24 protein-coding genes, 1 tRNA gene and 1 riboswitch are annotated in these 20,677 nt (G+C 73.1%); of the genes, 15 read left to right on the forward strand and 10 right to left on the reverse strand.

The window, feature by feature from the left end; genetic code table 11:
* The first annotated feature begins 21 nt into the window (after positions 1 to 21).
* From orn to BJ959_RS03810, 7 genes are all read left to right on the forward strand, one after another.
* Complete coding sequence (orn, locus tag BJ959_RS03780) at positions 22 to 642, forward strand: oligoribonuclease (RefSeq protein WP_153982511.1); 621 nt, start codon at positions 22 to 24, stop codon at positions 640 to 642.
* A 37-nt stretch (positions 643 to 679) separates the two neighbouring features.
* Positions 680 to 755: transfer RNA gene (locus tag BJ959_RS03785), tRNA-His, on the forward strand.
* Between the two features lie 68 nt (positions 756 to 823).
* Positions 824 to 1,228, forward strand: a complete 405-nt coding sequence (locus BJ959_RS03790) for an SHOCT domain-containing protein (RefSeq protein ID WP_153982510.1) — start codon at positions 824 to 826, stop codon at positions 1,226 to 1,228.
* 59 nt (positions 1,229 to 1,287) lie between these two features.
* Complete coding sequence (gene clpS, locus BJ959_RS03795) at positions 1,288 to 1,653, forward strand: ATP-dependent Clp protease adapter ClpS (RefSeq protein WP_153982509.1); 366 nt, start codon at positions 1,288 to 1,290, stop codon at positions 1,651 to 1,653.
* A gap of 25 nt (positions 1,654 to 1,678) precedes the next feature.
* On the forward strand, positions 1,679 to 2,218 hold the full coding sequence (locus BJ959_RS03800) for a DUF2017 family protein (RefSeq protein ID WP_165879020.1): 540 nt from the start codon (positions 1,679 to 1,681) through the stop codon (positions 2,216 to 2,218).
* Positions 2,215 to 2,586 carry a metallopeptidase family protein gene (locus BJ959_RS03805; RefSeq protein WP_153982507.1) on the forward strand — a complete coding sequence of 124 codons (372 nt, stop codon included), beginning with the start codon at positions 2,215 to 2,217 and terminating at the stop codon, positions 2,584 to 2,586. Before BJ959_RS03800 ends, BJ959_RS03805 begins: the two co-directional genes overlap by 4 nt.
* The gene (locus BJ959_RS03810; protein WP_153982506.1) at positions 2,586 to 3,860 is read left to right on the forward strand and encodes a D-alanyl-D-alanine carboxypeptidase family protein; all 1,275 of its coding nucleotides are present in this window, start codon (positions 2,586 to 2,588) and stop codon (positions 3,858 to 3,860) included. The genes BJ959_RS03805 and BJ959_RS03810 overlap by 1 nt, the downstream gene beginning before the upstream one ends.
* Positions 3,861 to 3,881: 21 nt before the next feature.
* On the opposite strand, the gene BJ959_RS03815 is transcribed toward BJ959_RS03810, so the two are convergent.
* The 3 genes from BJ959_RS03815 to BJ959_RS12570 are packed head-to-tail and all read right to left on the reverse strand — an operon-like array spanning position 3,882 to position 7,298.
* Positions 3,882 to 4,379, reverse strand: a complete 498-nt coding sequence (locus BJ959_RS03815; protein ID WP_153982505.1) for a nucleoside/nucleotide kinase family protein — start codon at positions 4,377 to 4,379, stop codon at positions 3,882 to 3,884.
* Positions 4,366 to 6,627, reverse strand: coding sequence for an ATP-binding cassette domain-containing protein (locus BJ959_RS12955; protein ID WP_165879019.1), 2,262 nt, complete (start codon positions 6,625 to 6,627; stop codon positions 4,366 to 4,368). The genes BJ959_RS03815 and BJ959_RS12955 overlap by 14 nt, the downstream gene beginning before the upstream one ends.
* Positions 6,624 to 7,298 (reverse strand): ECF transporter S component, encoded by a 675-nt coding sequence (locus BJ959_RS12570; protein WP_153982504.1) that lies wholly within the window; start codon positions 7,296 to 7,298, stop codon positions 6,624 to 6,626. Before BJ959_RS12570 ends, BJ959_RS12955 begins: the two co-directional genes overlap by 4 nt.
* A 56-nt stretch (positions 7,299 to 7,354) precedes the next feature.
* Positions 7,355 to 7,465: riboswitch (TPP riboswitch) on the reverse strand.
* A gap of 32 nt (positions 7,466 to 7,497) precedes the next feature.
* Between BJ959_RS12570 and BJ959_RS03830 the strand changes: the two genes are divergently transcribed.
* From BJ959_RS03830 to BJ959_RS03840, 3 genes are read left to right on the forward strand one after another with little or no spacing between them, the layout of a single operon-like run.
* Positions 7,498 to 8,349: a TerC family protein gene (locus BJ959_RS03830; RefSeq protein ID WP_153982503.1), complete on the forward strand. Its 852-nt coding sequence runs from the start codon at positions 7,498 to 7,500 to the stop codon at positions 8,347 to 8,349.
* The gene (locus tag BJ959_RS03835; protein WP_153982502.1) at positions 8,346 to 9,800 is read left to right on the forward strand and encodes a GAF domain-containing protein; all 1,455 of its coding nucleotides are present in this window, start codon (positions 8,346 to 8,348) and stop codon (positions 9,798 to 9,800) included. The genes BJ959_RS03830 and BJ959_RS03835 overlap by 4 nt, the downstream gene beginning before the upstream one ends.
* On the forward strand, positions 9,797 to 10,450 hold the full coding sequence (locus BJ959_RS03840; RefSeq protein WP_153982501.1) for a LuxR C-terminal-related transcriptional regulator: 654 nt from the start codon (positions 9,797 to 9,799) through the stop codon (positions 10,448 to 10,450). The genes BJ959_RS03835 and BJ959_RS03840 overlap by 4 nt, the downstream gene beginning before the upstream one ends.
* Before the next feature lie 60 nt (positions 10,451 to 10,510).
* Here the strand turns inward: BJ959_RS03840 and BJ959_RS03845 are convergent, their stop codons facing one another.
* The 5 genes from BJ959_RS03845 to BJ959_RS03865 all read right to left on the reverse strand — a co-directional run bounded on the left by BJ959_RS03845 (position 10,511) and on the right by BJ959_RS03865 (position 14,549).
* Complete coding sequence (locus BJ959_RS03845; protein WP_153982500.1) at positions 10,511 to 11,368, reverse strand: glycosyltransferase; 858 nt, start codon at positions 11,366 to 11,368, stop codon at positions 10,511 to 10,513.
* Positions 11,369 to 11,388: 20 nt separating this feature from the next.
* A complete protein-coding gene (locus BJ959_RS03850; protein WP_153982499.1) occupies positions 11,389 to 12,057 on the reverse strand; it encodes a M23 family metallopeptidase in 669 nt (222 codons plus the stop codon).
* 229 nt (positions 12,058 to 12,286) lie between these two features.
* On the reverse strand, positions 12,287 to 13,366 hold the full coding sequence (locus BJ959_RS03855; RefSeq protein ID WP_153982498.1) for a VIT1/CCC1 transporter family protein: 1,080 nt from the start codon (positions 13,364 to 13,366) through the stop codon (positions 12,287 to 12,289).
* Positions 13,367 to 13,458: 92 nt separating this feature from the next.
* Complete coding sequence (locus tag BJ959_RS03860) at positions 13,459 to 13,956, reverse strand: DUF427 domain-containing protein (RefSeq protein ID WP_153982497.1); 498 nt, start codon at positions 13,954 to 13,956, stop codon at positions 13,459 to 13,461.
* Between the two features lie 2 nt (positions 13,957 to 13,958).
* A complete protein-coding gene (locus BJ959_RS03865) occupies positions 13,959 to 14,549 on the reverse strand; it encodes a hypothetical protein (RefSeq protein ID WP_153982496.1) in 591 nt (196 codons plus the stop codon).
* Positions 14,550 to 14,805: 256 nt separating this feature from the next.
* Between BJ959_RS03865 and BJ959_RS03870 the strand changes: the two genes are divergently transcribed.
* Positions 14,806 to 15,009 (forward strand): cold-shock protein, encoded by a 204-nt coding sequence (locus BJ959_RS03870; RefSeq protein WP_047567327.1) that lies wholly within the window; start codon positions 14,806 to 14,808, stop codon positions 15,007 to 15,009.
* Between the two features lie 201 nt (positions 15,010 to 15,210).
* Here the strand turns inward: BJ959_RS03870 and BJ959_RS03875 are convergent, their stop codons facing one another.
* The gene (locus tag BJ959_RS03875; protein ID WP_153982495.1) at positions 15,211 to 16,077 is read right to left on the reverse strand and encodes a DUF3097 family protein; all 867 of its coding nucleotides are present in this window, start codon (positions 16,075 to 16,077) and stop codon (positions 15,211 to 15,213) included.
* 65 nt (positions 16,078 to 16,142) lie between these two features.
* Between BJ959_RS03875 and BJ959_RS03880 the strand changes: the two genes are divergently transcribed.
* From BJ959_RS03880 to BJ959_RS03895, 4 genes are all read left to right on the forward strand, one after another.
* Positions 16,143 to 16,991, forward strand: a complete 849-nt coding sequence (locus tag BJ959_RS03880) for a hypothetical protein (protein WP_153982494.1) — start codon at positions 16,143 to 16,145, stop codon at positions 16,989 to 16,991.
* A 68-nt stretch (positions 16,992 to 17,059) separates the two neighbouring features.
* Positions 17,060 to 17,416 (forward strand): GntR family transcriptional regulator, encoded by a 357-nt coding sequence (locus BJ959_RS03885; RefSeq protein ID WP_153982493.1) that lies wholly within the window; start codon positions 17,060 to 17,062, stop codon positions 17,414 to 17,416.
* Complete coding sequence (locus tag BJ959_RS03890; protein ID WP_153982492.1) at positions 17,413 to 18,306, forward strand: ABC transporter ATP-binding protein; 894 nt, start codon at positions 17,413 to 17,415, stop codon at positions 18,304 to 18,306. The genes BJ959_RS03885 and BJ959_RS03890 overlap by 4 nt, the downstream gene beginning before the upstream one ends.
* Entirely contained in the window at positions 18,303 to 19,112 is an 810-nt protein-coding gene (locus BJ959_RS03895) for a hypothetical protein (protein ID WP_153982491.1), read from the forward strand. Before BJ959_RS03890 ends, BJ959_RS03895 begins: the two co-directional genes overlap by 4 nt.
* On the opposite strand, the gene BJ959_RS03900 is transcribed toward BJ959_RS03895, so the two are convergent.
* Positions 19,109 to 20,647, reverse strand: coding sequence for a DUF7059 domain-containing protein (locus tag BJ959_RS03900; protein WP_348531756.1), 1,539 nt, complete (start codon positions 20,645 to 20,647; stop codon positions 19,109 to 19,111). The genes BJ959_RS03895 and BJ959_RS03900 overlap by 4 nt on opposite strands.
* Positions 20,648 to 20,677: the final 30 nt, after the last annotated feature.

A 20,677-nucleotide genomic window follows, 5' to 3' on the forward strand; every position in this document is an offset into this window, starting at 1 on the left:
GCGGCTGGGTAGACTGCCGCGGTGAGTTCAACGACCGATCGCCTCGTCTGGATCGACTGCGAGATGACGGGGCTCGATCTGACGGTCGACGACCTCATCGAGGTGGCGGTGGTCATCACCGACTACGAGCTCGAGCCGGTGCATCCCGGTTTCTCGATCGTCATCGCGCCCAGCGAGGCGGGCCTCGCGAACATGGGCGACTTCGTGCGCGACATGCACGCGGCGAGCGGCCTGCTCGACGAGCTGGCCGACGGGGTGCCGATGGCGGATGCGGAGCAGCAGGTTCTCGCCTACATCACCGAGCACGTGCCGACCGCCGGGCAGGCTCCCCTCGCCGGCAACACGATCGGCACCGACCGGGCGTTCATCGCCAAGCACATGCCGAGCGTCGACGCGCACCTGCACTACCGCTCGGTCGACGTGTCGAGCATCAAGGAGCTGGTGCGCCGGTGGTTCCCGCGCGTGTACTTCAACGCGCCGGCCAAGAACGGCGGGCACCGCGCGCTGGCCGACATCCTCGAGTCGATCCGCGAGCTCGACTACTACCGCCGGGCGGGCTTCGTGGCCGAGCCCGGTCCGACCTCGGAGGAGACCCAGCAGGTGGCCGCCGAGATCGTGGCGAAGTGGGCGCCCCGCCTGTAATAGACTGTCGGGGTTCCGCTCGCGTAGCGGACGCATGGTGGGTATAGCTCAGCTGGCAGAGCGCCTGGTTGTGGTCCAGGAGGTCGCGGGTTCAAGCCCCGTTACTCACCCCACGTTTTCCGCCTCCGGTCTAGAGTGACCCTCATGTCGGCGACCGCGCCGACCCGATGAGGAGGCGCCGATGTCGACGCTCATGCAGCAGGACATGATCCCCGTTCCGCTCGATCCGGGGGTCCCCGTGGACCTGCTGCCCGGGGGCGGGGCCATCGTCGGGCTCTTCGCCCTCGTGTTCATCGCCGCCATCGCCTTCGGGGTGTGGCGCATGGTCGTGGTCAACGAGGCCTCGAAGCAGCTGGGGCTCACCGACGAGCAGCGGTTCCTCGCGGTCACCGATGAGCAGGCCGGGGCCGCCATCGTCACCGGCGCGATCATCTCCGACGCGGTCACCGGGAAGGCGGAGTCGAGCGGCGGCGGCAGCGGAGATCTCGTCGCCCGCCTCGATGCGCTGCAGTCGGCGCGCGAGCGCGGGCTCATCACCGACGAGGAGTTCGCGCAGACCCGGCAGCGGATGCTCGACGAGGCGTGACCGGGCTGCCGCGGAGCGCCCTCCTCCCGTGCGCGCCGCCCCCGGGTGACAATGGGCACATGAGATCGCTCGTCGCTCCCGTCGCGCCCGTCGCGGTCGTGAGCCCGGGCGCTCCGCGCGGCGAGGCCCGCCGCGACACCGGCGAGCAGACCGGCGGCCTGCTGCTCGAGCAGCCCCTGCACGCCGCCGACGTGCCCTGGCAGGTGGTGGTCTGGAACGATCCCGTGAACCTGATGAGCTACGTCGCGTGGGTGTTCCGCCGGCATTTCGGGCTGGATGCGGGCACCGCCGAGCAGCGGATGATGCAGGTGCACACCGATGGTCGGGCGGTGCTGGCCGACGGCAACCGCGAGGTCATGGAGCGGCACGCCGAGGCGATGCACGAGTACGGGCTGTGGGCGACCGTCGAGCGGGTGCCGCGATGACCGGCGCGCGGCCGGAGGGGCAGCCATGCGGGTGAGCGCAGCCTCGGCCGAGCAGGCCGCCGACGGGGTGCTGGGCACGGTGCGCGTCGAGGTGGAGGAGGCCCGCATCCTGGCCTCGCTCGCCGACCAGCTGCAGGCGCTGCTCGCCGACGCCCTCGAGACCGGCACCGAGCGCGACGGTGCGCTCGGTCGGCTGCTGCCCGATGCCTACCGGCATGATCCGGAGCTCGCCGACGAATGGCGGCAACTGAGCCGGCGCGGACTCGTCGACCGCAAGATCGGCTTCGCCCGCACGCTGTCGACCGCGCTCGCGCCGATCGCCGCGGCGAGCGCCGCCGCCGATGTCGCACTGACCGAGGCCGAGGCGCTCGACTGGGTGCGCGGTGTCGGCGATCTGCGGCTCGTGATCGCCGAGCGCATGGGCATCATCGTCGACGGCGACGAGGGCACCTTCGCCGAGCCGGGTCTGCGCGACGTCTACGACTGGCTGGCCTGGCTGCAGGACTCCCTGGTGCGGCTGCTCGAGGAGTCGGACGACGCGCGGCGCGCGGCGGAGGCGCGATGAGCGCCGGCCCGACACCGCTGCACCTCGAGGCCGAGGAGTTCGAGGCCCTCGTCACGGAGGAGCTCGACGCGCTGCCCGACGACATGATCGAGGGGCTCGACAATGTCGTGTTCGTCGTCGAGGACCGCCCCGAGGACGGCTCGCTCGACCTGCTGGGCCTGTACGAGGGTGTCGCCCTCACCGAGCGGGGCCAGTACGGCTTCGGCGAGCTGCCCGACCGGATCATCCTGTACCGCGAGCCCCTGCTGGCCGCCGCGGAGGGGTCGCTGGAGACGCTGCGGGACGAGATCCACGTCACGCTCGTGCATGAGATCGCCCACTTCTACGGGATCGACGACGACGAGCTGCACCGGCTGGGGTGGGACTGATGCCCAACTATCGCGCCCGGCGCATCGTCAGCGGCCTCGTGGCCCTCGCCGTCGTGCTGGGCACGGTCTACGCCGCCGCGGCCCTCATCAGCCCGGTGCCGCGGCTGGTGGTGGAGGAGCGGCTGCCGGCAGCCGCATCCGCCTCATGGAGCGACGAGGTGCCGCTGCCGGAGGACGGTGCCAGCGCGATCGCGGTCGACGGCGCCACCCCGATCGCGGCGCAGGATGCCCAGCCGCGGCCCATCGCCGGTGCGGCGCGCCTCGTGCTGCTGGCCGTCGCACTCGACGCCGAGCCCCTGTCCGCGGGCTCGCCGGGCCCCGCCCTCACCATCGACCAGGAGGCCGTGGCCCGGTACCGCGAGCTCGACGCGCTCGGCGTGCGCACCGTGCCAGTGACGTTCGGCCAGACGTGGACCCGGCGCGACCTGATCGCGTCGACGCTGCTCGGTGCGGGCAACAACATCGCCGAGCTGCTGATCGACGAGGTCTTCGGGGGGATGGAGGCATACCGGAGCGCCGCCGCGGACTGGCTGGCCGCGCACGGGCTGACGAGCACGATCGTTCTCGACGCCTCGGGGCTCGACCCCGCGACCCGGTCGACCGCCGCCGACCTCGCGGTGATCGCCGGACGACTGCTCGACCAGCCCGCCGTCGCGGAGATCGTCGCCGATCGGCCGCTGCGGACCTCAGCGGGCGTCGCCTACCCGGACGTCGCCGCCGTGCTGCCGGGCCTGGGCACCCGCGGGCTGGTCAGCACCTACACCGACCCCGCGGGCGTGTGCGTCGTGGCGACGCTCGACGTCGACGGCGAGCGGGTTGTGGTCGTGCTGCTCGGCCAGCCGAGCTTCCCCCGCGCCGACGAGGCGGTGTCGGCCGTCGTCGAGGGGCTGCGCACGGCCATCCGGCCGGTCGAGGTCGTCGCGGCCGGTCAGGTGGTCGCGGTGGCGCGCTCGGACTGGGGGCAGGAGACCGAGCTCATCGCGCTCGAGTCGATCGTCGTCAGCTCGACGGCGCTCGACACGCTCGAGCTACGGGTCGAGCCCGCGGTGCGGTCCACCATCGTGCGGGGCGCCGACGCGGGGCGCCTCGTCGCGACCCTCCCGGGCGCGGGCGATGGAAGCGGAACCGCGGGCGGCAGCACTGCGGGCAACGGCACCGCGAGCAACGGCACCGAGATCGTCGTGCGCCTCGAATCGACGGGCGCGATCACCGAGCCCGGGGTCGCCTGGCGCTTCGCCGACCCGTTCACCGTGCTCGGCCGCTGGACGGGCTGACGCTCCGAGAGGCCGGCAGCGTCACCCCGGCGTGACGACCTCGTCGGCGGTGCCGCGCGGGTCGTGCCGCAGGGCATGCCACTCCTCCTGCCGCGCCCAGCGCTCCCACTGGCGCGCGAAGGCCTCGCCGTCGCGCGCGATCGCGCGGCGGCGGCGCTCGACGTCGTCAGCCAGCTCGACCCAGATCGCGTGGTCGGCGAGCGCCCGGGCGGCAGAGCTGATGGCTCCGCATCCCTCGATGATCAGTGCTCGGTGCGGGTCGAGGTCGTGCCAGGCGCCGGGGCGGGCGTCGACCCAGTTCCAGGAGCGCCAGCGCGGGGGGCGGCCCGCGGCGAGCGCGCGGAGCACGTGCTCGAGCACATGGGCCTCGGCCGCCTCGAGGCCGTCCCAACCGGGATAGACGTCGTCCAGGCTCAGCAGCTGCGCCCCGGTGCGGCGGGCCAGCGCAGTGGCGTAGGTGGTCTTGCCCGAGCCGGAGCGGCCGTCGATGAGCGTGATGCGAGCGTCAGCCGAGCGCACTGGTGAAGCTCCCGGTCAGGACGGCCGCGGCGACCCCGAGGGCAGCGACGGCGACCGCGATGACGACGACCGCGGCGTCGGATGCCCGCCACGGCGACGGCCTCCACCAGGTGCGCGGCCCCGGGGCGCCGAAGCCGCGCGCCTCCATGCCGACGGCGAGGGCCGAGCCGCGGCGGATCGCCAGCACCAGCAGCCCGAACACCTGCCCGCCGAGGCGGCGCAGGCGCGAGCGGTCGCCGAGGCCGCGCGCGCGCTGCGCCCGCTCGACGGTGCGGGCATCATCGCCGAGCACGGTCATGAGGCGCAGCGCGGCCACCGACCCGAGCACGAAGCGGCTGGGCAGGCGGAGGTTCTGGCCGAGGGCATCCCCCAGCCGCGTCGGATCGGGACGGGTGAACAGGGCGATCGCGGGCAGGGCGATGGCGAGGATGCGCAGGAGGGTGGCGAGGGCCAGCTCGAGCGATCCGTCGCTGATGCGCACGAGCAGGAACTCGGCGTAGACGCGACCGCTCTCTCGGCCGTACAGCGCGATCGTGAGGGCGGCGAAGGGGGCGGCGACGAGCACGGGCACCGCGCGGCGCAGCACCCGGCCGAGCGGGATGCCCAGGGCCGGGATCAGCAGCAGCTGCAGGCCGAGCGCGACCGCGGCCGAGGTGACGTCGATCGTCGTGACGAGCAGCAGGGCCGGCAGCAGGCTGGCCGCGATCGCGGCGACCGGGTTGAGCCGTTCGCCGAGCGGCGGGCGTGCGGTTGCCGCGCTGGGGGCGGGAGCGCGTACGGCGCGGCGGTCGAGTGCGGGCACGGCGATCTCGCGGGCGCCGAGCGCGGCGATGAGGGCGCGGTCGTGGGTCGCCATGACGACGGCGCCGCCCGCGTCGCGGTGCTCGGCGATGAGCGCGACGAGCGCGGCCCAGGTGCGGGAGTCCTGCCCGAAGGTGGGCTCGTCGAGCAGCAGCACGGGCGGGTCCGCGGCGAGCGCGGTGGCGACCGAGAGCCGGCGCTGCTCGCCCCCGCTGAGCGCGTACGGGCTGACCGGGGCGAGACCGCGCAGCCCGAGGCGATCGAGCAGCGCATCGACGCGGGCGGCCATGCGCGACGCATCGGAATGCTGGGGTGCGCCGACGGCGAGCTCGTCGCGCACCGTGGGCGCCACGAACTGGTGCTCGGGGTTCTGGAACACGACTCCGAACCGCGCGGCGAGCGCGCGCGAGCTCCAGTCGGCGGGGGCACCGTGGTCGAGCGCCTCCAGGGCACCGGCCGCGGGCGGCAGCAGCCCCGCGAGGGTCATCAGCAGGGTGCTCTTGCCGGCCCCGTTCGGCCCGGTGAGCGCCACGACCTCGCCGGCGCGCAGGTCGAGGTCGAGCGCGTGCCCGAGCGGGTCTCCCCCGGCCGGCCGGCCGTCGAGCCCGCGCGCCCGCAGCAGCACGGGCGCATCGGGCGCGATCGTCGCCGCACGGGGCGACGGATGCTCCGCCTCCCGCCCCGGAATCCACACGCCCGACCGCGCCAGCTCGGCGCCGCGCTGCCCGAGCACCACGCCGGCCGGGCCGTCGGCGACGACCCGGCCGCGGTCGAGCACCACGACGCGGTCGACGTGCGGCAGCCAGAGGTCGACGCGGTGCTCGACGACGACGAGGGTCAGGGCCCGCTCGCGCACGAGCTCGGCGACGGCGGCGACGACCTGCGCGGCCCCGGCCGGGTCGAGCTGCGCGGTCGGCTCGTCGAGCAGCAGCGCGGCGGGCTCGAGAGCGAGCAGCCCGGCGAGTGCGAGGCGCTGGCGCTGCCCGCCCGAGAGGCGACCACCGTCGGCATCAGGGCCGACAGCGCCGGCCGGCCCGAGCCCGACGGCCGCGAGGGCGGTGTCGACGCGCTCATCGATGCGCGCAGCCGGCACCCCCAGGTTCTCCGGCCCGAAGCCGACGTCGTCGCGCACCCGGGCGTGCACGAGCTGCGCATCCGGGTCCTGCAGCAGCAAGCCGACGCGTCCGCGCCGCTCGTCGGGCGCCGCGTCGTCGACGCGCAGCACACCGGTGACGAGGCCCTCGTCCGCACCGCCGAGCACACCGGCCCAGCCCTGCAGCAGGGTCGACTTGCCGCTGCCCGAGGCGCCGAGCAGCAGCACGCGCTCGCCGGGCCCGATGCGGAGATCGACCTGGTCGACCGCGGGAGCGTCGCGGCCGGCGGGGGTCCAGCCCCAGCCAGCCGCGACGAGCGCGGCGCCCCGCGTCGACACCGTCACGGCGCTCACGCGGAGGCGGACTCCGCCGGCTGCGTCTCCGCTCGCAGCGCCTCCGCCCGCCGCGCCCCCTCGCGCCCCGCGGCGAAACGGCTGAGGGCGCCGGTGCGGGCGAGCCCGCGCACGAGCAGCCAGCTGCCGAGACCGGCGATGACCGCGCCGGAGAGTGCGGCGCTCACCGCGTAGACGGCCATGAACTCGGGGCGGGCCCCGGCGTAGTAGAACGTGAGGTCCATGATCACGAGGCCCACGGCCGAGCCGATGCCGGCGAGCACGGCCGGGGCGAGGCCCCAGGCACGGTAGAGCAGCAGCGCGAAGACGAGCTCCGCGCCGAGGCCTTGCGCGGCACCCCACGCGATCGCCGTCCAGCCCCAGACACCGCCCAGGAGAGCGGAGACCGAGGCGGCGACGAGCTCGCCGTAGAGCGCCGCGCCCGGCTTGCGGATCACCAAGCCGACCAGAACGGCGGGAAACAGCCAGACGGCGTAGACGAGAGCCTGCAGGCCGGGCAGCGCCGCCTCGAGGGGGGCGGTGAGCGGCGAGTAGACGAGGTTCCACAGCCAGAAGACGAGTCCGCCCGCGACGCCGAGCACGCTCGCGACGATGATGTCGACGACGCGCCAGCTCAGGGATGGCCGGGCGAGAGCGGCGGAGGCGGGACCGGTGGGTGCAGCAGTAGTCATGGAGCGTGCCTTTCGGTCGACGCGGGCACGCCTGTCGCGCCCGCGAAACGGTCGGCACGGGTGCGAGATGTCCTCCCTGCGCCGGCATGACCCGGATCAGGTTCGACGGTCGAAGCGTGAGTGCGCTTCCTCTCAGCCCGGTTCACCGGGCTCCCGTGTACGCCGCCCAGTGTACGCCGTCGCGCCCTAGGATTCGGGCATGGAACTCGCCTTCTCCCCCGAACTGCTGATCGCGTTCGCCACGCTGCTCGTGCTCGAGATCATCCTCGGCATCGACAACGTGATCTTCATCTCGATCCTGGCGGGCAAGCTTCCTCCCGAGCAGCAGAACCGGGCGCGCATCGTCGGCCTCTCGCTCGCGATGATCATGCGCATCCTGCTGCTGTTCGCCGCGAGTTGGATCATCAGCCTCACGGCCGACATCTTCGAGCTCTTCGGCATGGGCTTCTCGGGGCGCGACCTGATCCTGATCCTCGGCGGCCTCTTCCTCGTCTACAAGGCCGTGGTCGAGATCCACGAGAAGCTCGAGGGCGCCGAGGCCCACGACCGTCCGTCGACGAAGACCGTCACCTTCGCCGGCGTCATCGTGCAGATCCTGCTCATCGACATCGTGTTCTCCCTCGACTCGGTGATCACCGCGGTCGGCATGGTCGACGAGCTGTGGATCATGATCGCCGCCGTCGTCATCGCGATCACCCTCATGCTGTTCACCGCGAAGGCCATCAGCGACTTCGTCAACCGCCACCCCACCGTCAAGATGCTCGCGCTGGCCTTCCTCGTGCTGATCGGCACGACGCTCATCGCCGAGGGCTTCGACGTGCACATCGACAAGGCGCTCATCTACGGTCCGATCGCCTTCGCGATCATCGTCGAGGTGCTGAACCTCGTCTACCGCTCGCGTCAGGCGAAGCGGCGCAACGAGGCGATCGCACCCGTCGAGCTGCGGCCCACCCTCGTCAAGGACCCGCTGGCGACCGACCCCACCCCGCTGCCGCTCGGCGGCGCCCGCCGCACCGCGAGCCCCCTGGACCACCCCGACGGCGCACCGTGAGCACCTCCGCCGACACGCTCGGTGCGCTCGTCGAGCGGATCATGGAGCGGGCCGACGGCCTCGCCGAGGGCTATCGGCGCGTGGGGCTGCTCATCGCCGCCGCCGAGACGGTCACCGAGAGCCTCGCTCTGACCCCGCGCCTGCAGACGATCGTGAGCGTCGCGCGCGAGCTCGTGGGCGCACGCTACGGCGCGCTGGGCGTGATCGGCGCCGACGGACGGCTTGAGCGCTTCCTGCACTCGGGCCTCGATCAGGCCGAGGTCGCGCGCATGGGCGAGCTGCCCTCCGGCCGGGGCATCCTGGGCGCGGTGATCGTCGAGGGCCGCAGCATCCGCCTCGAGCACCTGGCCGCCGACCCGCGCTCGGTCGGCTTCCCCGCGCACCACCCGGCGATGGACTCGTTCCTGGGTGTCCCCATCCACGTCGGGGGCACGGTCTACGGCAACCTCTACCTCACGGAGCACTCGGGGGGGCCGTTCGACGACATCGACGAGGCGATCATCGCGGCACTCGCGGCGATGGCGGGCACGGCGATCGCGAACTCGCGCCTCTACGAGCAGTCGCAGGATGACCGCCGCTGGCTCGCCGCCTCCGAGCACCTCACCCAGCGCCTCCTCGCCGGAGAGCTCGACCCCGACGATCTCACGACCATCACCGCGACGGTGCGCGCGCTGACGGACGACCCGGCGGCGGAGATCGAGGAGACGGCGGACGGGCAGCTGGTCGTCCGGCGGGCCGCGAGCGGGCATCCGGCGGCGGATGCGGAGCTCGAGCCGATCGACCGCTTCACCCGCTCCGTGTCCATCGCGCGCGAGCTCGCCCGCGCTCGTATCGACCAGCAGCGCATCGCGCTCGCGGACGAGCGCGACCGCATCGCGCGCGACCTGCACGACCACGTGATCCAGAGCCTGTTCGCCGTGGGACTCTCGCTGCAGAGCGTCGTCGGCGATCCGGCGACGCCGACCGGCGGGCGCATCGCCGCCCAGGTCGACGCGATCGACTCGACGATCCGGCAGATCCGCCAGGCCATCTACCGCCTGTCGGCGCCGCCGAGCGCGGCCAGCTACAGCCTGCGCGCCCGCATCAACACCCTCGTGCGCGAGACCCTCGAGGGCGAGCACCTCGACTCGCGGCTGGAGTTCGCGGGCCCCGTCGACACCCTCGTCGACCTCGGTCTCGGTGACGAGGTCGCCGCCGTCACCCGCGAGGCGTTGTCGAACACGGTGCGGCACGCGAGCGCGACCCTCGTCGAGGTGGGGGTGGCGGTGCGCGGCACGAGCGTGGTCGTGACCGTGCGGGACGACGGCGTGGGCATGCCAGCGACGGAGCGGCGCAGCGGCCTGGCGAACCTGGCGGCACGGGCCCGCGAGCGCGGCGGCGAGTTCGCGATCGAACCGGTCGAGCCGCACGGCACTCTGGTGCGCTGGAGCGTACCCTGGGAGGCACGATGACTGCCCCCGTTCGCGTTTTCCTGCTCGACGACCACGAGATCGTGCGTCGCGGCATCGCTGACCTGCTCGAGCAGGAGGCGGACATCACGGTCGTCGGCGAAGCGGGCGTGGCGGCGGGAACGGCCGAGGCGATCCTCGGTTCGGGCGCGACGGTCGCGGTGCTCGACGGGCGCCTGCCCGACGGCAGCGGCATCGACGTCTGCCGCGACGTGAAGTCGGAGCGGCCGGAGCTCGGCTGCCTCATCCTCACCTCCTACGACGATGACGAGGCGGTGCTCGCGGCGGTGCTGGCGGGCGCGAACGGCTACCTGCTCAAGGAGGTCCGTGCGACGGGCCTCATCGAAGCGATCCGCCGCGTGTCGGCGGGCGAGACGCTGCTCGACCCCGCGCTCACCGAGGGCGTGATGGCGCGCCTGTCGTCGACGCCCGCGCAGTCTCCGCTCGACGCTCTGACGCCCCGCGAGACGGAGATCCTCGCCCTGATCGCCGAGGGCCTCTCGAACCGCGAGATCGGCGGCCGGCTGTTCCTCGCCGAGAAGACGGTGAAGAACTACGTCAGCGGGATCCTCTCGAAGCTCGGCATGCAGCGGCGCACGCAGGCGGCGGTGCTGGCCGCCGAGTGGATGCCGAAGGGCGAGCCCCGGCGCTGAGAACAGCCGCCCCGCCTCGAACGGCACCGCCCCGCTCGGCGCGGCCGAGGAGGCGAGCGGCTACTCCGGGCTGACGGCCGAGGAGCCCGACAGCCGGGCGACCAACTCGTTCTGCCCCCAGCGGATGCCCTTCGCGATCGGGTAGACCGCGAGGAACACCCAGGCCGGTGCACGCAGGGCGCGGTTGCGCACATCGTGGTGCGTGTAGGTGCGGTCGAAGCGGCCCACGTACGAGACGTAGTCGCGCGGGCTGTCGTCGACGCGCCGCGCGGACATGCCTGCGACCATGGTCGGCACGTACACGGCCTTCAGCCCGGCGTCGTAGAGGTGCACCGAGATGTCGATGTCCTCGTGGAAGAGGTCCTCCTCGTCGCGGCAGACCTCGCCGCGGATCGCCTGCCAGGCGGTGGCCCGCAGCGCCATGTTGCTGCCGAACACGAAGTGGTACTCCCGGGCGAGCCGCAGCATCGCGCGGCGCAGCGTGTCGTCGGCGCGCAGGCCGAACCGGCGCAGCGGCATGTCGTAGTACAGCACCGGGCCGGTTGCGGCCGCCACCGCCGGGTCGAGGAAGGCCTTCTGCACCTCCTCGACCCACGTCGGCTCCAGAACGGAGTCGGCATCGATGCGCCCGATGACATCACCGGTGGCGCTGTCGAGACCGAGGTTGCGGGTCGGCACGAGCCCCTGCTCGGCGAACTGCGGGATCACGCGGAGTGGGGCATCGGGGTTCGCGGCCTGCAGCTCGGCGACGATCGCCGCGGTGCGGTCGGTCGAACGATTGTCGACGACGATCACTTCGTGCGCGGGCACCGTCTGCGCGAGCGCCGCGGTCACGCAGGCGCGGATGGTCGCCTCCTCGTTGTAGGCAGGGATCACGATGGAGACGGTGGGGGCGATCCCCGTCGACGACGACGACACGGGTCGATGCTAGCGGGTGGCTACTGGGCGCCGTTGGCGCGCAGCCACGGGACGGGGTCGATTGTGACCCCGTCGACCCGCAGCTCGAAGTGCAGGTGCGCCCCGACGGTCACGCCGGTGGTGCCAACGTTGCCGACCAGATCACCGACGCGAACCCGGTCGCCGAGGGCCCAGGGAATGGAGCCGGCGACGAGGTGGGCGTACACGCTCGTCACCGAGCGCCCGTCGATCACGTGGCTGATCTCGAGGTGCGTGCCCAGGGCGCTGCCCGGGTTGCCGATGAGCGAGACGACACCGTCGGCCATCGCGACCACGGGGGCCCCGTAGCCGGGCGTCCAGTCGACGCCCTTGTGCACCGACGGGCAGCCGGCACAGGTCGAGGGGCGGAGTCCGAACGAGCTGCCGATCGGCGCGCCCGCGCCCACCGGGTAGACCAGGGGCGGCCGCACGTCGACGGTGAAGTCGTCGCGAACCGTCGGCGGCACCGCCACGCTCGCGGCAGCGAACTGCTGCGCCTGCGGCTGGGCGGCGGCGTTCTCGGCCGCGGTGGCGAGGGTCGCCGAGACGGTGCCGTTGACGGCGAGGGCGAGGGCGACAGCCACGGCAGCGGCCACGAGAGCGTCGTGGCGGAGGCGGCGGGGCTCGAGTGCAGCGGCGCGCGACAGCGCCGGATGGATCAGATGGAGCATGAAGAACAACACTTCCTGGTGGCGGCCGTCAGGCCGTGGACACGGTGAGTGCACGTCGTTGCGCGGGCGACCCCGCGGCACTCGAACAGAGCACCGGAAGCGGGATCTCAGAGCACCCGCGCCGATTCCGGCGGTCTCACGCGCCGGCGGCGAGTGCTCCTGTCAGCGTCTTAGCCAACACTCCAGTATCACCGTCGAACCTATGAATAACCTGTTCGACTCCGAACGATCAGGCGATGGTGGTGCCGAAGGCCAGACCGAGCAGGTAGGTCGCGGCGGCGGCGCCGTAGCCGATGGCCAGCTGCCGCAGCGCCCGCTTCAGCGGCGAGGCCCCCGACAGCACGCCCACGATCGCACCCGTGATGAGCAGAGCGATACCAACGAGCACCGCCGCCGCGACCACGGCCGTGAGCCCCTCGGCACCCAGCAGATACGGCACCACCGGAATGATCGCCCCCGAGGCGAAGAACGCGAAGCTCGACAACGCCGCGCCCCAGGCGGAGCCGATCGCCTCGTGCTGCTCGGCCCCAGCCTCTGCCGCGCGGGCCGCAGCGGCCACGGGGTCGTAGTCGGCGAGGATGCTGCGCGCGTGCGCGACCGCGTCCTCCTCGCTCATCCCCCGGGCGCGGTAGACGAGCGCCAGCTCGTTGGCGTCGACGTCGAGGTGCGGCAGGGCCGTGTGCGCCTCGGGGTCGGGGGTGGAGGCGTCGAGCAGTTCGCGCTGCGAGCGCACCGAGACGTACTCCCCCGCACCCATCGACAGGGCTCCGGCCAGGAGTCCGGCCAACCCGGTGAGCAGCACGGTTCCGGGCCCCAGGCCCGCCGCCCCGATTCCCATGACGAGGGCGAGGTTGCTGACCAGGCCGTCGTTGGCTCCGAAGACGGCCGCGCGGAAGGTGCCCGAGAGCCGCTGACGGCCGCGGGCCGCGAGGCCGCGGACGACCTCGCCGTGGATGCGCTCGTCGGCGGCCATCGCGGGCGTTGCGTGGGCATCCGCCGCGTACGGCGAGCGGCTCTCGGCACGCTGAGCGAGGGCGAGCACGAAGACGCTGCCGAAGCGCCGCGCGAGGGGCGCGAGCAGTCGCGTGCGCAGCGAGACGGCGGGCACCCCGTGGGCGTGCTCGCCGAGCAGAGCCACCCAGTGGGCCTCATGCCGGGCCTCCGCCTCGGCGAGCGCGAGCAGGATGGCACGCTCCTCGCCGTCGCGCTTCGCGGCGAGATCGCGGTAGACGGCGGCCTCGGCCCGCTCGTCGGCGAGGTAGCGTCGCCAGCGACGGATCTCGGCGGGGGTCGGCGCACGGTCGGTCACCCGCCCATGATGGCGAACCCGCGGGCCGCGCGCTGTTCGGGTCGCCGAAAGAGGCGATCAGGATGCGGGCGCGGGCCCGCGAGACCCCGCGCCTACCAGCGCCCGGTGCCGGGCGCCCCCTTGAACGGTCCGACGATATTGGCGGTGATCCACCCGCCGTAGAAGCCGCCCTCCTGCGGCACGACGGTCTCGCCGTCGACCGTGCAGCGGTCCATGCGGCCGGGGTAGACCGAGACGTAGCCCGCGATGCTCTCGAAACCGCGGCTCGGGCTCGGGTAGTACCATCCCGCCCGCTCCGCGCGCTGACCGCCGCCGACGATGTCGTAGTAGGCGGCCCGGCCCTTGAACTCGCAGTACGACGAGCCGGCCCCGGGCTCGAGCGCGCCCGCGACGAAGTCGTCGGGCGGCAGGTAGTAGGCGGGCGGGTGGCTGGTCTCGAGCACGCGCAGCGCGCGCGTCGTGTCGGCGATCAGCTGGCCGCCGAGCCTGATCGTCACGCGCGCGTGCACGGGCTCGACCCGCGGCGGGCGCGGGTAGTCCCAGACCGACTCCTGGCCGGGGCCCGGCTCGATGCGCTTCGGGCGCGGCACGATCAGAACCCGAAGTCGCCGAAGTCGCCGAAGCCGCCCGCGTCGAACCCGCCGGCGTCGAACCCGCCGGCGTCGAACCCGCCGGCGTCCGCGCCCGCGTCGGCACCGCCGGCATCCGCGCCGGGGTCGGCATTCGCGGCGTCGGCTCCTGCGGCATCGGTCAGCCCCGCATCCATGGGGGGCAGGAAGGCGCTCGCGAGCGCCGAGCCGATGACGTATCCGGCGACCGTTCCCAGCAGCGAGGCGCCGACCATCTGGCCGAACGAGGGGCCGCCGAGCGACCGCTCCATGGTGCCGGGCTGGCGCAGCTCCGACCGGGTGGCGGCGCGCGCGAGGGTGGCGGGCTGGTCGTCGGCCGGAGCCTCGCCGGCCGGTGCCGTGCGGGCCAGCTCGTCGTAGACGAGGCGGCGCTGCTCGGGCGTCAGCTTCGCGAACGCCTCGGCATGCACCTGCTCGATCGTCTCGGGCGGTGCCGTCTGCAGCAGGTACCGGTAGCGCTCGACGGCGCGCTCATCGTCGGAGCGCACTGCGGGGGTGCGGCGCGCGTCGGGCTCGGGCGTGGGGGCGCCGAACAGTCGGTCGAAGAAGCTCATCGGTCCATCTCCAGGGGTCGGTGACGACACGGTACGTGGCCAGGTTCGGTGCAGCCTGTGGAGAACGCGTGTAACAACTCGGTGAAGGATGCCCCCCGCGGGCCCCCCGTGCACTACTCTCAGAACCGAAGTTGATACGCCTCGGCGGTCCGACGTGCCGTGCAAGCAGTACGTGCTCTCGTATAGAGCAGGATTCACGAGTGGTTCGACTGGTGGTTTCGACAGTCGAAACTCCGTGAGTAACAAGGAGTCAGAAATGACGACAGGCACTGTCAAGTGGTTCAACGCCGAGAAGGGCTTCGGCTTCATCACCCCCGATGACGGAAGCGCCGACGTGTTCGCGCACTTCTCGGCCATCCAGTCGAGCGGCTACCGCTCGCTCGACGAGAACCAGAAGGTCGAGTTCGACGTCGCCCAGGGCCCCAAGGGTCTGCAGGCCGAGAACATCCGCCCGCTCTAAGCGTCATCGCCTGAGCGCGCTCGCCGCGGGGTGACCCGCGCGAGACCACGAGAGCCGCCCCTCAATGGAGTGGGGCGGCTCTCGTCATTCCTGCGCCGTGCCGCCCGCGCGCTCGCGCCGCCCCTCTCACACCGAAACCGACACCTCACACGCTCACAATCGTGTGAACTGTCGCAAAGGGTGAGACGAGCTGGCAGCCGGCTACTCGCCGGTCACGAAGTCGATGAGCTCCTCCACCCGCCCGAGCAGCGCGGGGTCGAGGTCGGCGTAGCCGCGCACCGCGCCGCGCACGCGCCGCCAGGCCGCCGCAAGGTCGGCGGCAGTCGCGTGCGGCCAGCCGAGGGCGCGGCAGGTGCCGGTCTTCCAATCCTGACCGCGCGGCACCTCCGGCCAGGCCCCGATGCCGAGAGCCTCCGGCCGCACCGCCTGCCAGATGTCGATGAACGGATGACCGATCACGAGCACGTGCCGCGCATCGACCCGCGCGAGCGCCTGCTCGGCCAGCCGCGACTCTTTCGAACCCGGCACCCAGTGGTCGAGCAGCACCCCGACCCGGCGCCCTTCCGTGGGCGCGAAGTCGGCGAGCAGCTCGGCGAGGTGGTCGGCGCCGTCGAGCTGCTCGACGACCACCCCCTCGACCCGCAGGTCGTCGCCCCAGACCTGCTCGACGAGCTCGGCGTCGTGCCGCCCCTCGACCCAGATGCGGCTGGCCCGCGCGACGCGGGCCCGCGCGCCCTCGACGGCGAACGAGCCGCTCGCCGTGCGGGCACGGGCGGCGGGGGCGGCACCGGATGCGGCGCGCGCGGGCGTCGGCGCGACGAGCCGCACGGGCTCTCCGTCGACGAGGAACCCGGCCCCGAGCGGGAACGCGCGCACGCGACCGTAGCGGTCTTCGAGGTGCACGTTTCCCGCATCCACGAGCACGACGGCGCCGACCCAGCCGGCACTGGGGCCGCCGTCGTGCGGAAGCTCGACGACGACCCCGGGCTCGGCGGGCACCTCGGGCACGACCCGGCGACCCACCGACCGCCAGTCGCCGCGGAGCACATCGTCGCCGTAGTCACGCACCCGGCGAGACTACGGCGCGCGCACTAGGGTGGCGGCAGCACGACACGCGAGGCGAGGGGGTTGCGATGCGACGCAGCGGAGAGCTGTTCCGGTGGGGGCTCACGTCTCTGATGCTGGCGCCCGTCTCGGCGGTCGGCTGGTTCGCTGCGGGCGGACGGGACGAGGCGGTCGCCTTCCTCTGGCTGGCGCTCGCGCTCGTCGTCGCGGGCGGCGTGCTCAACGCCCTCGCGGTCGTTCGCGGTGTCAAGGGCGCGGTCTCGGGCGAGCTTATGGCCGAACTCGACGGCATGGCCGTGCCCGAGGGCGCCGGTGCGGCGACGAGTGACGACCCAGCCGCCGCGCGCCCGCGCATCATCCTCGTCGACGGCACCGTCGTCGGTGAACCGGGCAGCAGCCCTACCGCGCGCCCCGGCCCCGAGGCGCCCGGACGACGGCGGCTGATCGGCCTCGGTGCAGCGGCGGCCCTTCTGGGCCTCATCGCGCTCGGCGCCTGGTCGATGGCGGTCGAGCAGCCGCTTGCGATCGCGCAGGGGCAGCTGACCCTCGATGAGGTCTACGCGGTGTGGAGCACCGCGTCGCGACTGACGTTCCAGGTCGGCCTCACGATCTGGATCGTGCTGTCGCTCGCCATCGTGCTCGGTGTCGCGATACTCGCCCTCCTCCCGTCGGTCGCGGGCGACCGCATCCTGACACCGCGGCGGATGCTCGCCCTGGCCTGCCTCGCCGGCAGCGTGATCGTCGTGGCCGCGTGGGGGCCGTACTTCTCGGTCGGCAACTCCCTGCCCGACGAGCTGCCCTTCCCCGCCGGCGGGGTGCAGAGCCCGGCGAGCCTCGTCTTCGGGCTCACCGGCGTCGCGCTCAGCGCCGCGGCGATCGTGCTCACGGTGCCGCGCTGGAGGGCTCGGTCGCGGTAGGGCTTGACGCGCGCCTCCTTATCTGGTTAGTTACTTGACTAACTAACCAACACAGAAGGGAGGGTCGCGTGGACGACGGTCGACCGATCTTCCTCCAGATCGCCGAGCTCGTCGAACGGCAGATCATCGATGGCTCGCTCCCCGAGGGCGCGCAGGTTCCGTCGATCAACGAGTTCGCGGCGTTCCATCGCATCAACCCGGCCACGGCGCTCAAGGGCATCACCCTGCTCGTCGACGCCGGGGTGCTCTACAAGCGCCGCGGCATCGGCATGTTCGTCGCCGACGGTGCCCGCGACCGTCTGATCAGCGAGCGCCGGGCACGCTTCACCACCGAGTACGTGCAGCCGCTGCTGCGCGAGGGCGCCGCCCTCGGGCTCGGCGCCGCCGACCTCATCGATCTCATCCGGAAGGAATCCGCCTCATGACCACCATCGTCGAGGCGCGCGGCCTCACGAAGCGCTATCGCGGCATCACCGCCGTCGACGGCGTCGACTTCCAGCTCGCGCGCAACACCATCACCGGCCTGCTGGGTCGCAACGGGGCCGGCAAGACCACCCTCATGCACCTGCTCACCGGCCAGGAGTTCGCGACGCACGGCTCGATCACGATCGCCGGCGAGAGCCCGGTCGAGAACCCGCGCGTGCTGCAGCACACCTGCTTCATCAAAGAGAGCCAGCGCTACCCCGACGACTTCAAGCCGAAGCACGTCTTCGCCGCGGCGCCCGGCTTCTTCCCGAACTGGGACGCCGACTTCGCTCGCGAGCTCGCCGCCGAGCTGCGGCTGCCCGTCGACCGCCGCATCAAGAAGCTCTCGCGCGGGCAGCTGTCGAGCGTCGGCATCATCGTCGGCCTCGCCTCGCGGGCGCCGATCACGATCTTCGACGAGCCCTACCTGGGCCTCGACGCGATCGCCCGCCAGGCGTTCTACGACCGGCTGCTCGCCGACTACGCCGCGCACCCGCGCACGATCATCCTCTCGACGCACCTCATCGACGAGGTCGCCGACCTGCTCGAGCACGCCCTCGTGATCGACAACGGCCGCATCCTCATCGATTCTCCGGTGGATGCCCTCCGCGCCCACGCCGCCACCATCGCCGGCCCGGCCGAGGCCGTCGAGCGGGCAGTCGCGGGCCTCGACGTGATCCACCGCGAGCGCCTGGGTGGATTCGTCAGCGCGACCGTCGCCGGCATCACCGAGCAGGTCACCGCGTCGGCGCGGGCCGCCGGCCTCGAGGTCGGCCCGGTCTCGCTGCAGCAGCTCATCATCCGTCAGACCGGGGGCACCCCCACCGAGCACGAGGAGGTCACTCGATGATCGCCACCACCCCTGCGAGCACGCCCGCGAACACGCCCGCGTCGGAGCCCGCCGTCGAGGCGCCGCTGCCCCTTGCGCCGCGCCCGCTCGCGACCCGTGTCGGCACGAGCGTGCGCCTGCTGCTGGCCAACCCGTGGACGGCGATCTACACGCCGCTGCTCATTCTCGGCATCATCCTGCTGATGAACCTCGCCATCTGGGGCATCGTGCGAGCGAACATCTCCGCCGAGGGCGAGATGGCCGAGGGCGTCAACGGCGGCGCGTTCTTCCTGTTCGTCTACATGCTGGTCGTCGCCGTTCAGAGCATCAACCAGGCCTTCCCGCTCGCTCTCGGCTACGGCTCGACCCGACGCGACTTCCTGCTCGGCTTCGGCGTGTTCGCCGTGATGCTCTCGGTCGGCTACGCGGCTCTGCTCGCCACCCTGGCCTGGCTGGAGGAGTCGACGGGCGGCTGGGGCATCGGCCTGCGGTTCTTCAGCGCCGACGCCGTCTGGCAGTCGGAGTGGCCGGAGGCCTTCGGGCTCGGGCTGCTGCTCATGCTGCTGTTCTTCGGCATCGGGGCGGCGACGGCGAGCGTCTACGTGCGCTGGCGGGCGCTCGGCATGTACGTGTTCTGGGCCGGCCTGGTGTTCGTGTTCATCGGCGGCGCGGCCCTCGTGACCCTGCTCGATGCGTGGCCGCAGGTCGGCGAGTTCTTCGTGTGGGCCGGTGTGCTCGGCACCGCGGCGTGGAGCCTCATCCTGACGGCCGTCTGCGCACTCGCCGCCTGGCTCATCCTGCGCCGCGCGACGCCGTCGCAGGGCTAGTCCACCGGCAGGAGCAGACCGCACAGCACGAGCTCGCGCACCTGCGGCAGCAGCTGCCCGCGCAGAGCGCCCTCGTCGACCTCGAGCAGGTCGGCGAGGGCGCTCGCGATCGCACCGACCGCGAGGTCGCCGTCGCAGGCACCGACGAGGCCGGCGAGCGCCGCGTCCGCCTCGATCGTGCGCGCCAGGCCGCCGCCCTGGCGCAGGCGGATGACCGTCGGCCCCTCGGCTCCCGGCCAGTAGTGGCGCTCCTCGGTGACGTCGGGCGCCACGGCGAGGCACCGACCGGCGAGCTGCTCGTCATCGAGAGAAGCGATGCGGTCGTGCGCGGCCAGGCAGGCGAGCAGCTGGTCGCCGAGACCGGTCGGCGCGGCACCCAGCGGTGAGCCGAGCACCTCGGTGCGCAGCAGCCGCGGCCGCATCGGGTCGAGCGGGCGGCGCAGCAGCACGTATCCGAAGCCGACGGCGCTGACCCCGCGGGCGGCGAAGTCGTCGAGCCATGCCGCGGCGAGCTCCTCGTAGGCGGGCGTGCCGACCCGGGTGCCGCCGTCGCGAATCCAGGTCGCCGCGTACTCGGCCGGCGACTGCCGCTCGCGCTCGATCACCCAGGCCTCGAGACCGGCCTCGTCGGCCCAGCGCCGCACGCGGGCGAGGCCGTCGCCCGCCGGTCTCTCGCGAGCGGCGGATGCGGAGCCGTCGCCGCGGTACTCCCAGTTGGCCAGCAGATGCGCGGTGCCGCCGGGTACGAGGTGCTCGGCCGCCCCGCGGATCACCTCCTCGACGAGCGCATCGCCGATGCGGCCTCCGTCGCGGTACTCGTAGATCGGCACGCCCTCGACCCGCGGCGTGATGACGAACGGCGGGTTCGAGACGATGCGGTCGAAGCGCTCGCCCGCCACCGGGGCGTAGAGGTCGCCCTGGCGCAGCTCGACGGTCGTGACGCCGTTGAGGGCGAGCGTGAGCGCCGCGAGCTGGAGGGCGCGCGGCGAGCTGTCGGTGGCGACGACGCGACGAGCGTGCCGGGCCGCGTGCAGAGCCTGGATGCCGCAGCCGGTGCCGAGGTCGAGCACGGCCTCGACCGGGCTCGTGGGGATCAGTCCGCTCAGCGTGACGGATGCCCCGCCGACCCCCAGCACGTGCTCGGGGGGCAGCGGCCCGCCCACGGCGCTCTCGCCCAGGTCGGAGGCGATGAGCCAGTCGACCGGTCCGGCCGCGTCGAGCGCGGCGACGGGGCGCACGTCGAGGGTGGCGCGACCAGCGCCGTCGACGAGGCCGAGCGATCGGGCGCCCGCCGAACCGAGGGTGGGCAGCACGCGCGCGAGGGTCGCTTCGTCGGCGGGCTCCGCCAACAGCAGCAGTCGGGCGAGCAGCGCCGCCGGGTCGCTCGAGCCGTGCAGGGCGCGCTGCGCAGGCACGCGGTCGCCCCGCGCGAGAGCCGCGTCGGCCTCGTCGCCCCAGAGCTGCCGCAGCCGGTCGACCGTGTACCGCGCCGCGAGCAGGTCGGAGCGCAGTCGGTCGGCGAGCGCGGCATCCACCGCTCTATCGAACACCACGGCCGCGCCCGC

Origin of the sequence: Microcella frigidaquae (assembly GCF_014200395.1) — a bacterium.
Lineage (GTDB): Bacteria > Actinomycetota > Actinomycetes > Actinomycetales > Microbacteriaceae > Microcella > Microcella frigidaquae.